The 11,774-nt window shown below is 62.6% G+C and carries 18 protein-coding genes; 2 read left to right on the forward strand and 16 right to left on the reverse strand.

Annotated features, from left to right (window positions below; translation table 11 throughout):
• Window positions 1-32: 32 nt before the first annotated feature.
• The 14 genes from J0I42_RS20355 to J0I42_RS20420 form a co-directional block, all read right to left on the reverse strand.
• The gene (locus J0I42_RS20355; protein WP_291657493.1) at window positions 33-1,259 is read right to left on the reverse strand and encodes a hypothetical protein; all 1,227 of its coding nucleotides are present in this window, start codon (window positions 1,257-1,259) and stop codon (window positions 33-35) included.
• A gap of 185 nt (window positions 1,260-1,444) precedes the next feature.
• Window positions 1,445-1,663, reverse strand: a complete 219-nt coding sequence (locus J0I42_RS20360; protein WP_291657494.1) for a hypothetical protein — start codon at window positions 1,661-1,663, stop codon at window positions 1,445-1,447.
• Window positions 1,664-1,805: 142 nt separating this feature from the next.
• On the reverse strand, window positions 1,806-2,432 hold the full coding sequence (locus J0I42_RS20365; RefSeq protein ID WP_291657496.1) for an AsnC family protein: 627 nt from the start codon (window positions 2,430-2,432) through the stop codon (window positions 1,806-1,808).
• Window positions 2,429-2,752, reverse strand: a complete 324-nt coding sequence (locus J0I42_RS20370; RefSeq protein WP_291657498.1) for a hypothetical protein — start codon at window positions 2,750-2,752, stop codon at window positions 2,429-2,431. Before J0I42_RS20370 ends, J0I42_RS20365 begins: the two co-directional genes overlap by 4 nt.
• Window positions 2,753-2,901: 149 nt before the next feature.
• Window positions 2,902-5,058: an AAA family ATPase gene (locus J0I42_RS20375; RefSeq protein WP_291657500.1), complete on the reverse strand. Its 2,157-nt coding sequence runs from the start codon at window positions 5,056-5,058 to the stop codon at window positions 2,902-2,904.
• The gene (locus J0I42_RS20380; protein WP_291657502.1) at window positions 5,055-5,300 is read right to left on the reverse strand and encodes a hypothetical protein; all 246 of its coding nucleotides are present in this window, start codon (window positions 5,298-5,300) and stop codon (window positions 5,055-5,057) included. The genes J0I42_RS20375 and J0I42_RS20380 overlap by 4 nt, the downstream gene beginning before the upstream one ends.
• Window positions 5,297-5,554, reverse strand: a complete 258-nt coding sequence (locus tag J0I42_RS20385; protein ID WP_291657504.1) for a transcriptional coactivator p15/PC4 family protein — start codon at window positions 5,552-5,554, stop codon at window positions 5,297-5,299. Before J0I42_RS20385 ends, J0I42_RS20380 begins: the two co-directional genes overlap by 4 nt.
• Window positions 5,551-6,015 (reverse strand): hypothetical protein, encoded by a 465-nt coding sequence (locus tag J0I42_RS20390; protein WP_291657505.1) that lies wholly within the window; start codon window positions 6,013-6,015, stop codon window positions 5,551-5,553. The genes J0I42_RS20385 and J0I42_RS20390 overlap by 4 nt, the downstream gene beginning before the upstream one ends.
• Window positions 6,012-6,344, reverse strand: a complete 333-nt coding sequence (locus tag J0I42_RS20395) for a hypothetical protein (protein ID WP_291657506.1) — start codon at window positions 6,342-6,344, stop codon at window positions 6,012-6,014. Before J0I42_RS20395 ends, J0I42_RS20390 begins: the two co-directional genes overlap by 4 nt.
• Window positions 6,341-6,652 (reverse strand): winged helix domain-containing protein, encoded by a 312-nt coding sequence (locus J0I42_RS20400; protein WP_291657507.1) that lies wholly within the window; start codon window positions 6,650-6,652, stop codon window positions 6,341-6,343. The genes J0I42_RS20395 and J0I42_RS20400 overlap by 4 nt, the downstream gene beginning before the upstream one ends.
• Window positions 6,649-6,849 carry a hypothetical protein gene (locus J0I42_RS20405; protein WP_291657508.1) on the reverse strand — a complete coding sequence of 67 codons (201 nt, stop codon included), beginning with the start codon at window positions 6,847-6,849 and terminating at the stop codon, window positions 6,649-6,651. The genes J0I42_RS20400 and J0I42_RS20405 overlap by 4 nt, the downstream gene beginning before the upstream one ends.
• A gap of 5 nt (window positions 6,850-6,854) precedes the next feature.
• Window positions 6,855-7,064 (reverse strand): helix-turn-helix domain-containing protein, encoded by a 210-nt coding sequence (locus J0I42_RS20410; RefSeq protein ID WP_291657509.1) that lies wholly within the window; start codon window positions 7,062-7,064, stop codon window positions 6,855-6,857.
• Window positions 7,065-7,214: 150 nt separating this feature from the next.
• Window positions 7,215-7,973, reverse strand: coding sequence for a hypothetical protein (locus J0I42_RS20415; RefSeq protein WP_291657510.1), 759 nt, complete (start codon window positions 7,971-7,973; stop codon window positions 7,215-7,217).
• A 96-nt stretch (window positions 7,974-8,069) separates the two neighbouring features.
• Window positions 8,070-9,299, reverse strand: a complete 1,230-nt coding sequence (locus J0I42_RS20420; protein WP_291657512.1) for a tyrosine-type recombinase/integrase — start codon at window positions 9,297-9,299, stop codon at window positions 8,070-8,072.
• A gap of 332 nt (window positions 9,300-9,631) precedes the next feature.
• On the opposite strand from J0I42_RS20420, the gene J0I42_RS20425 reads away from it, so the two are divergent.
• Together J0I42_RS20425 and J0I42_RS20430 are read left to right on the forward strand one after the other, a co-directional pair.
• A complete protein-coding gene (locus J0I42_RS20425; protein ID WP_291657514.1) occupies window positions 9,632-9,841 on the forward strand; it encodes a hypothetical protein in 210 nt (69 codons plus the stop codon).
• A gap of 118 nt (window positions 9,842-9,959) precedes the next feature.
• A complete protein-coding gene (locus tag J0I42_RS20430) occupies window positions 9,960-10,241 on the forward strand; it encodes a hypothetical protein (RefSeq protein ID WP_291657515.1) in 282 nt (93 codons plus the stop codon).
• A gap of 78 nt (window positions 10,242-10,319) precedes the next feature.
• On the opposite strand, the gene J0I42_RS20435 is transcribed toward J0I42_RS20430, so the two are convergent.
• Window positions 10,320-10,532 carry a DUF2934 domain-containing protein gene (locus J0I42_RS20435; RefSeq protein ID WP_291657517.1) on the reverse strand — a complete coding sequence of 71 codons (213 nt, stop codon included), beginning with the start codon at window positions 10,530-10,532 and terminating at the stop codon, window positions 10,320-10,322.
• 148 nt (window positions 10,533-10,680) lie between these two features.
• Window positions 10,681-11,703 (reverse strand): bile acid:sodium symporter family protein, encoded by a 1,023-nt coding sequence (locus tag J0I42_RS20440; protein WP_291657519.1) that lies wholly within the window; start codon window positions 11,701-11,703, stop codon window positions 10,681-10,683.
• Window positions 11,704-11,774: the final 71 nt, after the last annotated feature.

An 11,774-nucleotide genomic window follows, 5' to 3' on the forward strand; every position in this document is an offset into this window, starting at 1 on the left:
AGCGTTTGCAACTGCCGGCCCCGTACTCGTTGCTAGTATCCGTAGTAGGGCGGAGAAACGAACTTATAGTCATCGTCGTCTCCGAAAAGCCGCGCCTCCTCGAACTTCTCTTCCAGAGTTGACGCCGAGATAGCCGCCTCAAGCTCGGTGAGCCGGTCATTCGCCCAAGTGACGAAATTCGCGACCCGAGCAGTCTCGGAACTGGCCAATTGCGAATTTAGCGCCGCCACAAGCTGCCGCATGCGATCGAGCTTCTCGAGTTCCGTCAGGATTGTACCGAACGCGGCTATCCGTCTTTCTTGAATATGTTCGGCCCGCAGGCCTTGGTCACGCCGGTCCCGCTCTTCCTGCCGCTTTCGTTCCTTGGCTTCCTGCCTGAGCCGGTTCTCGATCTTTGCGGCAGCTAGGACTGCAGCGGCAACTGCGACGTCGCTTGCGAACGTTTCAAACCGCTGTGTCTTCCCATCACGAAAAGTCGAACGTGGCCGAACGTCGCCCCACACCTGCTCCAGCTCGATGGCGAGTTGGCCAGTGGGCCGATAGTCCCATTCCTGAAACCGCGGGGGCATCTCCCAGCTGTCGTCCCAAGGTCGCCGCCGAGCGCGTTCGCGTCGCTTCTCGTAAGCCTCCTGCTCTTTGCGCTCCGAGGGGGTAAGGACGTGCGCTTCCCGCTTCACCGTTTCGGTGATCGAGAACCCTAGCGACTCCACCTCCGATGCAAAGCGCACTCGCCCACCAGCTTCAACGAGTTGAAAGCCCTGGAGTGCCATGGCCCGAACGATTCTCGGCAGCCCGACTGCAATCCTGTCGATCGATGCCGGGGCCACCGTGCAGTGAATAAGGCCAGGCTCGGCAACGGAGACAAGGCCCTTTTCGGGGTCTTTTGCTTTGCGAAGGGCCGCCAGCGTCCGCGTGATGATGGGATGCTGGGGGCCGTCGTCGGCGCCGTCACCGCTCGACGCCTGGACGCGAGCCTGTTCGCGAACCGCGGATAATGTCGCGGCCTCCTTACTCAGATCGGCGTTGGCGATGATGATTTCGCGAGCGGTGCCAGCTTTAGCCTTTGGAAGTGGTGTCTGCTCGACAGGCTTCCCAGCTTCCTTCTTGGCCCACCAGCCGAGCGGTGGATTAGGAATATCGTGCTTCCGGCAGATCTTATGGAGTGCCACATCGGAAATGTAGAACTCTTTCGCGAGGTGGGTCAGCGGCTTTGACCAAACCAGCTTGTAAAATTGTTCGCGGGTGAAACTCCTCGCCATGGCTCGCCTCTGTTCATCCCGCCGACCGGGCTCAGGCCAGCTTACCAGCGATTCGGGAGTGAGCTGGACGTCAAAGCGCAGGCGGCGTTTTGGGAGTCGTGGGCGGCATTCGTGCAGATCCGGCTACTCACCCCGCCGCGACCCCATCAAAGCCAGCCAGCGACGACGCCAGAGTCATAGCGAGGTTATCTATCTTCCGGTGTAAGCTTCCTGCGCGTAGCCGCAGCAAGAAACTCATCGGAGGATTCCAGCGCAGCTTCTACGATGGGCCGAACGAAGGCCCGCAGATCGCGGCGCCACTCCTCTGACGATTGCTCCCAACTGAACTGGCGCTTCTCGCGAGCATTTTCGTGGAGAGCTTTCGCCCCCGCCTCGATGGCGAGGTCGATCCGGGTTTCCGCCATTGGGTTCTCCAACCTCAATCGCCATGCACAAAAACTGCGGTATTGAGCGCCTTTTTTAGCGCGTCACGTTTGCGGTATTGAGCCTCCGAAACGGGGGCGCACAAAATCTGAGGTATTGAGCCTCTTTTTTATGACGCCCTGCTCAAGGTGGACAGCGGGTTCCGAGCTTCTTCCGCAAGTTGGATACCGTTTGCGGGCTCACTCCGACGCGGCGGGCGATTTCCCGATCGGGCAAATCCGGCGACGTGCTCAGAGTGGACAGCACCTCAGAGCGACGGTCTGCCTGAGTGCGCCTGTCTGCGGCGCCTGATTCTGCTGGTCGCTCAGATTGGACAGCCGTCGTGAACGCTTGGAAATCGGCTGCGAGACGGGCCGCCAGCGCCGCATCCTCGGCATTTGTGCGGAAGTGATCGAGCGTCGCGAGGTGAGAGAGCCACGCCAGCCGTGCCGCAATGCCCGGGGCCGATGCATCCGGCAACGTATCCATGAGATGCTCCAGGCCGGCCATTCGCGCAGAGATATGCGGCTCGCGGCTTTCCAGGGCTCGGGCTTGCCATTGCCGATATTCTGCCCATGCCCCAGCGAGATTGTCCGGCATTGGATGGGCTGAATTCAAAACCGCGATAAGTGCCGGCGTCACTGGTTGCCCAAAGTTCCAACCGGCATACCCGCATATCCACGGCTGATCCGTCATTCCATAGCCGGCCTCCACCTCGACAGGGGCGAGAGCGGTTTGCAGCTTTCCTTCCAGATCCCAGGCGACCGTCACGCGAGTTCTCCCGCTTCTCGTAGGATTTTGCGGCAGGCCTCGATCCGCTCGCCCAAGTTGACGATGCCGGCGCCGCCAGGCACAACGTTGCTGGTCAGCATGCTATCCCAGAAGTCGCCATTTCGATCGCGGTGGCCTCCGTCGCGAGCGCCGTTCCGCCAGCCATGCCAATAGGACCGGCTGCGATTGCCGCCGCAGGGCAATCCCTCTGCGCCATCGCGATAGCCTTCAGCCTGCTCCTCATCGTCCAGCCGGGCGAGGTCCATAAGCGAGATGACGGGCTCGCGGTTCGGGATTTTGAAATCTGGTTCGATCGTCACTCCGATGCCCTTTCCAATCTCGATTTTGCCGCACCTTTGAAATCCGCCGCACCTGCCGCACCCGCACCCCCTTAAGGGTGGGTGCGGTGCGGCAGATTTTGCAGCACTTGCCGCACCTTGCCGCGCCGCACCTTTGAACGTGCGGCACATCATGATTTTCCCTCTGGTCCGACGATGATGAAATCGCGCGGATCGCGGTTCTTGTCGGGGCGCCGCTCCTTTGCGAGCGCACCGTTGTCCAGCCAGATTTTCAGGATGCGCTTGGCCTGCTCCTTGCCGCCCTTCGTATCCGTATCGAGGCCCAGGACTTCGCCAATCGCGTAGCCGATCCAGTGCGCCGCCTGACTGTCCGCCCGATAGGTTGGATCAGCCTTCACCATGGCGATGACGCGCTCGCAGTCGGCCGCCGTCACGTGTTCGAGCACGCCGGGCATTACCCACGCAGTCGCCACGCCAATGTTGTCCTCCGGCTCGAAACCGCGGCCATTGCCCAGGCCGACACTCTCCATGCGAAACCAGCTCGCGCTTTCCATCGGCGGAGCCATGTTGGCTTTGCCGTCGTCCACCCGGAAATGAAGCCGGCGCTTCTCGGGCTCGACGCCAGCCCGCTCTGCCTCATCCTTCGACATGGCGTTGAGGACGCGGGCGCTGCGGACCGCGCCAATCAGAGACGAGCCGCCGCGCGCGTCTTCGACCGAATAGCCCTCCGGCCCGCTCGCGGTTTTGCGGACGTGGTGAACCAGCTCGATCGCGCAGTTGCATCGCTCCGCAATGCCGGCCCATGTCTTGGCCACCCGATCAATCGCGCCGTTGTCGTTCTCAGGGACGCCGTGCGAGGCGACGAAGGGATCGATGACGAGCAAATCAATCCGGTTTTCGCGGATAGCTTGCTCCACGCCCTCCACGGTCGGGACCGCGACGCTCACCCTGCCGCCCGCCGCCATCTCAACCAACCGGATAGGCAGGTCGCGCCCGCTGTCGACAAAGAGCCGATCGGTCATGTCCGCCGCCGTCACCTCATAGTGAAGGCAGGCAGCGGCAATCCTCCGGTCTAGTTCGTCGCGTGGATCCTCACCGTTCCAGAGCCAGACGCGCAGCGGATCGCGAACGCGGATGCCCAGCAGGTCACGAGCCGTCACCATGGACAAGGCTTCCACGATGGAGAGCGAGGATTTGCCGAGGCCGCCCGGCGCAACCGTTGTGCTGACGAATCGGCGTACGTAGTGGCGTCCGTAGAGCCACTGTCGCGTGGGAATAGTGCGAGGGTCCATCAGGACGAATGGCGTCGCTTTGATGCCGGGATTTCCGGCTTCAATCGACGCATCCAAGTCTGGAGCCGTTCCGAACTCGCGAACTTCCAGCACGTCAGCATGGTCGCTCTCGCGCTTCTGCCAGGCGTCGTTGGCATCCTTCCCCATGCCGGCCTTGGGGAGGGCGATGAAAACCTCGCGCTCTGCCTCACGCCACGCGCATCCAACCTGCCGGATCGCCTTGGCGCTGGCGCCGCCGTCGTGCTCGCCCAGGATGGTCAAGCTATCGACGCCATGCAGGACCGGCAGCTTGGCAATGCCGCCGGCCGTCCCCATCGCCCAGGCGGGGGCATAGCCCATCATGAGGCCCGACAAGGCGCTCTCAATACCCTCGCCGACTGTCAGCGCGCCCCGCTCCGCGTCCAGCTCGCCGAGCATGATGGCCGAACCGTCCGCCGGCCCCAGCATCTTTCGATCGAGCTTGCGGCCGTCTTCCGTCAACGCCGTGCGGTGGATAGCAACGATGGCGCCCGTCTCGATCGAGCGCATCGCCGCCACCATGCAGGGCAGGCGAACGCCCGGCCCGAACGGGCAAGCTGGATGAAAGCGGATCGTGGACATGGCGACGCCATCGGGAAGCTCCAGCCGACGCGAGGCCAGATAGGTTTCCACGATGGTCCCGCGCGGGTCGACAGCCTCCGCCCATAGCTTCAAGGCGGAAGCTTGCCGGTTGTCGACGGGCTGGGATTGCGGCCCATTGCCGTTGTGATGCCCATTCGCTTTGCTGGCGCGGGCCTGCATGCGGTCGATGGCTTGGGCTGCCCCATCGGCATCGCCGCGCTCTGGCTGCCAGACGATGCCAAGCCGCTGCTCGACATACGCCTTGCACTTCATCGCGTCGTCGCCGGCATGACTATGGACGATGAGGTTGCCGCCCTCGCCAATCTTCACGGCCATACTGCGGTCGTGTGGCCGATGGCCGGGGCCGGGAGCCATGACCTGTCCGCTGGAAACGACGCCGCCAAGCGCTTTCGCAATCGCGTTGAGAGACATCATTGATCCTCCCTCCGCCGGAAAGAGCGCAAGGTGCGATCGAGCATTGACGATGCCAGCGAGGCGAAATGCGTCCGGTCGGGAGCGAACTCTGCTTCGAGCCGAGCAGCTAAATCCCGTCCGGCCTTCACTGCCCTGGGGTAGGAGGGGAAGGGCCCCTCCATTCCAGAGCTATCGCCGTGCTCGCTTTCGTGGATCACGAGCCAGCCGCGAGCGTCCTCCGCGAGATAGACTTCGCCATTCATCGGGAAGCCTCCTCGGGCAAAAGCCCTTGCGCGGTCGCGATTGCGAGCGCTTGGTTGAGCGCCTTGGCCAGCGCCGGCAGATGGCGGACGCCGATGGCGAGCCCAGCCTTGCCAGGCCGCATGCTGCCGTCATCTGCCCGGAACCAAAGCCGGGCGTTGACGACGGGATGGCCGTTGAATTCATCGAGCGCGACGCGAACGGTTTCGCGCTCGTTCTTCGGCCATTCCGCGACGATGATGAGGGCGGCGCTCATTCGCCGTCCCTCCGAAATTCCAGCACCGGATGCGGGCCTGCGATGCCGTTCTCCTCGCGGAAGGGTCGGAGCGTGTAGTTGACGCTTTCGGCCTCGTCCGTGATGCCCAACTCGCGATGATAGACCTTCGTCGCCGCGACCAAGCCGAGCACATACTGATGTTCAAGCTGGGCATCGGCCCGGCCGAATTCCTGCATCGAATGGATCAGCCCCTGCGCCATGAAGTGCGGCGCAATGGTCGTCGGGCCGGCTTCCGTCATCACGGCGCGGGTATCCTTGCCCCATTCCTTGCGGAGGCGGGCAATGAACTCGCGGCGCAAATCACGCGGGAGGGCAAGGCATTGCTGCATGTCCTGCCAGGAATGCCAGACCATCCGATGGCCGGGCAGTGGCGGGCGGAAGTAGCGCAAGTTGGCGAGGCCAACAGCGGCGGCGGAAAGGGGATGAACGATGTCGCTCATGCTTCCTCTCCTTCGTCTTCCTCGCGAGCCGGCAGGACTTCATCCCAGATGAATCCGAGCAGGCGGCGACTGGTTACGACCGTCATGTCAGCAGTGAAGTAGATCTCGCCCAGCCGCCTATCGAAGGTGTTGGAATTCAGCACATCGGAAAGGATTAGGTACGCAGTCGCGTTCATGATGTCCCGGCCAACCTGCTCCTCGGTGCAGCCTGATTCCTTCAAGGCGCGCTCGAAAACCGCGCTGTAGGAGACGGGCTCCGGCGTCGTGGCAACGTGGACCATGATGCCCGCGATAAGCTGCGCCCGCAGCTCGGGAAGAGGCTTCCTCATGCCGCAACTCCCGACGCAGTGCCGCGGTCGACCGCAACAATTTCAACAGGGGTGGTCAGCTTGTAGCGGGCATGGGTTCCGATGCCGTGGCTTTCGGAACCCGTCTCGATGCCGACACCCATCCCGCGCAAGTCGAAGACGTACGCGCCCAGGCGATAGGCAGGCCCGCCGGGGAAATCGACGCCAGAGACGCCTTTGGAACCGCGCTCGACGAGCGCGAGCAGCGTCAACGCCTCGCGGCCGTTGCAGTGGATGGTGGTTTCGCCAGCGATGCGGGCGATGACTTTGGGATATGCGCGCTTGGTCAATGCCGCGCCTCCTTCAAGAGGCCGGCGTGACCGGCGATGACGAGCGCAACGCTCGGAGAAACGGCAACGCGGGAGAGAATGCGCTTGAGCGCCAGTGCCGTCGTGGTATGTTCGGGAAGGACAGCCGCCAAGCAAAGTCCATTCCCGAGGCCGGTTTCGCGCTGACACGCGACCGGCCTCGATGCTTTGATGGTCATGGTGCTTACGCAGCCTCCTTCATCGTCGGGAGGGAGCGGAGCCAGGCTTCCAGATCGGCAGCGAGAATGAGCGTGCGACGCCCGAGCTTGCGGGCGGACAGGCGACCCGCGTTGAGCTCTTGATAGATCGTGTTGACGCCCGTCGCAGCGGCTCGCGCGGCCTCTTGTGGCGAGTACGCGAGTGGCTTGGTGGGGCTTTCAGTCCTCTGATGCATTGAGCGACCCTTTCGCAGCAGGCAAAGCGCCTGGGAAAGGATGGTCGCAGACGCAGAGCTTACCCGCGACGACGAGGAATTCGAAGAAAACCTTGATTTTTCAAAGGGTAAGAAAAATTATGCTGGGTAAATTCTGTTACCCGGTAAGGCTTACCAGAAAACGACGATCAGCCCCTCGGCTGCCGCTTCGTTCGCTGCTTTGTTCCGGCCCGAGAGAATTTGCCGGATTGTTTGCTCGCTGAGCGTGTTCGTTGCCCCCAACTTCTCGACAATTGTGCGTGCACCAGCGGTCGGACCTGGTGGCCAAACGCCTGCGTTCACGAGCTCTATCTTTGCCGCGCGGATCGCTTGCCAATGTCGGATTTGCTGCGTCGCGGCGAAAGATTGCGAACGTGCACTTTTCGGGGCCGCCGAAGCCGAAACGCCTGGAGCAGTCACGGGGCTTGGATCGACGACCGTGCTAAGTGGGATGTCGTCCATGTCTGCGATGCGTGGCGGCAGAAACTGGCGCTCAAGATCTGCGCGTCGGAACACCGGAGATTGATAGTAGGGGTAGTCACCCTGCTTTGGCTGCGCGTCCTTGTCGTCCAGTTTCATGCTGAGCCAATCGGCCGGGTCTATTCGCTCGGATTTGGGGCCGAAGTTCCAATAGTTCCCGGTCGTTTCCCAGGCCTCATCTTTCTGCCGCAGATGACCTTTCGCTAAAACTCTCCCTCGCTCGCAGGCGCTCAGAAGGAACTGGCGCGAACGGCGAAAATGGCGGTGCGGCCTCGTATTATTCTGAACTGTCCAATGGGAAATCCTAAGCGCAAATCGGATGCCGTTTTCGTCCCGGCAACTCCGCGCGAATTTCTCGTCGCCTGTGATGATCCAGGCAATAGCCCAATTGAGCGAGACATATTCATCCATTATCGCAGCACCGCGAACACCGAAGTGGAGGACAGGGAAACCGAGCGGTGCTTCTCGGCTTATCGGCTGGCCGGCCTATCCCTGCCCAACTGTGCCCTATCCGGCTTTTGCCCGGATTGGCGTGACGTTTTCGCCCTTGGTCTTCGGCGTTCCGACGAATCCCGCCCAAGCGTCCATCAGTTTCTTGCGCTTCAGCAGCGCATCGCTCCGGCGGTATGCGCGCTCGGTCTCGTCTCCAATCACGTGCGCTAGGGCTGCCTCGGCAACCTCTCGGGGGAAGGAAGTGCACTCTCCCGCCCAATCGCGGAAGCTCGATCGGAAGCCGTGAGGTGTGAACTGTTCCCTGTCCATGCGACGCAGCAGCATGAGCATTGCGTGCGAGGACAACGGCCGACCCTTTCGGGCGCCTGCGAAGACGTACTCGCCCAGCGATTTGCTGGGTTCAACACTTTCGAGAATGGCGATGGCTCGATCCGTCAGCGGTACGCGGTGAGGTCGGCCGGCTTTCATCCGTTCAGCCGGCACCGTCCAAACCTTCGCTTTCAAATCGATTTCGGTCCATTCCGCGCCAATTACCTCACCCGATCGGCTCGCGCACAAAATCAGGAACTCCATTGCCTTCGCCGCCGTCGCGTCGCGCTTGCGAAGCTCAGCGATGAAATCGGGGACGTCGGCATAGGGCATGGCTGGATGATGCCCGCGCTGAAGTTTCTGCTTGCGTGGCAATAGGTGATCGAGGTGGCCGCGCCAGCGGGCTGGATTCTCGCCGGTGCGATGGCCTTTCGCTTTGGCGGCATCCAGAACGCGCTCAATCCGCCCGCGGAGCCGAGACGCCGTTTCCTGCTTCATGGTCCATATCGGCTTCAGCACGCCCAAGACCTGCTCGGTTCCGACTTTGTCGATGGGGATGGGCCTTAACGACGCCCCATGCGTCTTGAGTGTGGTCGACCATTGCGCCTGATGCTTCGCGTTGCGGAAGCCGACCTTGATATCTTCCACCAAATCGTCAGCGAATTTGCCGAAAGTCGGGACTGCCTCAGGCTCCGTCTGGGAAGCTGCTTCGCGCTTAGCTTCGATCGGATTGATCCCGGCTTTCACCTGCTTGCGGGCTTCCGCAGCTTTGTCGCGCGCATCAGCGAGAGAGACAGTCGAGACGCCTCCGAGGCCTAGCTCCTTCAGCTTGCCTTGCCAGCGAAACAGGAACAGCCAGCTCTTGGCGCCGGCCGCATTGATCGTGAGATAGAGGCCTTCGCCATCGTTGTGGCGCCCGGGCTTCGTGAGCGTTGTGACGGCTCTTGCAGAGAGGCGCTTTAGAGGGCGGCCCATGGCAATCCCCAACTCTTTCCCCAACTTCTGACGAAGGTTCTAACGGAGCGGGACGGAAAGAGACAGAGAAAAAGGCAAGGAATCCCCTAGAATGACCGCGAGCGGGGTTGCACTGACGGAGATTGACGGATAGCGGTTACGCGGACTCCCTGTCCGCCACTTCCATCTCCGCTGCTTCTCCGAATTCGCGGATATTCCGTGTCTGCAATACACGTGACGCGTGCGTTTCCGCGTTTCCGCAAGCAAATTTCGGCGGGGGTAGAGTCCAGGAGGGTTGAACCACCCTGCAAGTCTGCGCCTTAATCGGGGCTCCCACAGCAAGGAGAAAACCAATGCGACTGGCACTTGCCATCATCACCTTGGCTCTCACCGGCTGCAACGGCACGCCGGAGTCCCATCATCCCGCACGCGACTATACGGTCGGCACAGCACAATGCTCGAAATTCGGGTGGGGCACGGCGCAGATGGCCGAATGCCTCGACCGCGCAGCCGAGCGGCAGTCGGCGACCGCGTCGCAGAATCGCGCCGGCGACGCGGGTTGAACCGCATGGGACCGGTGGATTTTGCGGCCCGGTTTCCCTGCTGCAGCCCCAGCTTGTATTTCGTGAGATGACATGGACAGGGTTGCAAGCGGCCGTCAGGCGCGGCAAAGATAAGGGCATGATCAGGATATCGATAGCCGCCAGCCTGGTTGCCGTTCTGGCCGCCGGCTGCGTTTCATCCCGGCCTCAGCCTGTCCAGCAGACTGCGGCTTCTCCTGCCAAGCGCATCGTTCGCGACGGCGCGCAACTCGCTCTACCGGATGGCACGCGAGTCACGCCGGATTATACCGGCGGCTTCACCTTGCCGAATGGCGACTACGTGAAGCGCGAGCGCGGGGCGCTGGTGTTGCCCACGGGCGCACGCTGCCAGCCCGACGCAACCGGGTATGTCTGTCCCTGACGTGGCGGGGCGCCGGATCACGGCGCCTGCGTCGCGGCTGATTCGTCCCCCAGCCCGTCGGTGACGGCTGGGGTGCCCTCATGCAGCGCCGGATGAGTGCCGGCGTTTCTTCGCCATGTCAGCGCCAGCATCATCGGAATCGTCGAGCACGCGATTATGGCTGCGGAAGGCCCAAATTTCCTTCGCTGCCTCCCAGTGCTCGCGATCACGCCCTTCGGGCTGCCCATCCTTGATCCAGAGCCCGTAAGCGATCTTCCGGATCTCATGCTGGGTCTTGTCGTCCTGCTTCATGTCTCGCCTCCATGATCGCTCCCCAATGCGCATATGGGGAATCCTGGTTTCGGAGAGGATGACGGCTTCGCCGTGCGGGGGAACAACTGCGGATCGGCCGGGTTGTTCCCGCGCGCGGGAAGTATCCCGCCCGGAGCGGGCGGGATGGTCAGGCGTTTGCGGCGGCTAGCGGCACTTTGTCAGGCTCTTCGGCTTGCGGTCGGGCGGGGCGGCGCGCGTAGCGCTGGGCCAGAACGGCGCAGGCGAAAAGCTGGGCCTGATGAAACAGCATCAGCGGCAGCACGATGAGGCCGAGCGCCTGGCCGGGAAACAGGATGTTCGCCATCGGGATGCCGCTCGCCATGCTCTTCTTCGAGCCGCAGAAGACGATGGCGATCTCGTCCTCCTTGGAAAAGCCGAGGCGCCGGCTGGCGATGGTGGTGATCGCCAGCACGGCGGCGAGCAGGGCCCCGTCCAGCGCGATGACGAGGCCGAGATCGGCAAGCGTGACCTGAGACCAGATGCCGGCGACCATGCCCTCGCTGAAGGCGGCATAGACGACGAGCAGGATCGAACCGCGATCGACCAGCGAGATCGGCGCCTTGTGGCGTTGCAGGAACGGCCCGATCCAGCGGCGCAGCAATTGCCCGACGAGGAAGGGCAGCAGCAATTGCAAGGCGATACTCTCGACGGCGCGCGTGCTGAAGCCGCCGCCCTTCGAATCGAGCAGCAGGACGACGAGCAGCGGCGTCAGCACCATGCCGAAGAGGTTGGAGACCGAGGCGCTGCACAGGGCGGCTGCGACATTGCCTCGCGCGATCGAGGTGAAGGCGATCGACGACTGCACGGTCGAGGGCAGGATGCAGACGAAGATCAGCCCGGCGATCAGTTCCGACGGCAGAAGGCCGGCGAAGAGGCGGGCGAGCACGAGGCCAAGGATGGGGAACAGCACATAGGTGCTGGCGAAGACCAGCGATTGCAGACGCCAGTGCAGCAGGCCTTCCCAGACCGCCTGCGGCGACAGCCTCGCGCCGTAGAGGAAGAACAGCAGGGCAACCGCGACAGAAACGGCATCGTTGGCGATCACCGCGCCTTCGCCATGGGCCGGGAATACGGCTGCGGCTGCGACCGTGGCCATGAGGGCGATCAGATAGGGATCGATGCCAAAGCGGGCGAGGGTGCGGCGGATCATCTGCGCTCCTTGCGTGGAAGACCGCCTTCTAGGCCCTTTCGTGTTCATTTTGATCTGGACTGATCACGATA

It is taken from the genome of Allobosea sp. (assembly GCF_017308015.1).
In the GTDB taxonomy this organism is placed as follows: Bacteria; Pseudomonadota; Alphaproteobacteria; order Rhizobiales; family Beijerinckiaceae; genus Allobosea.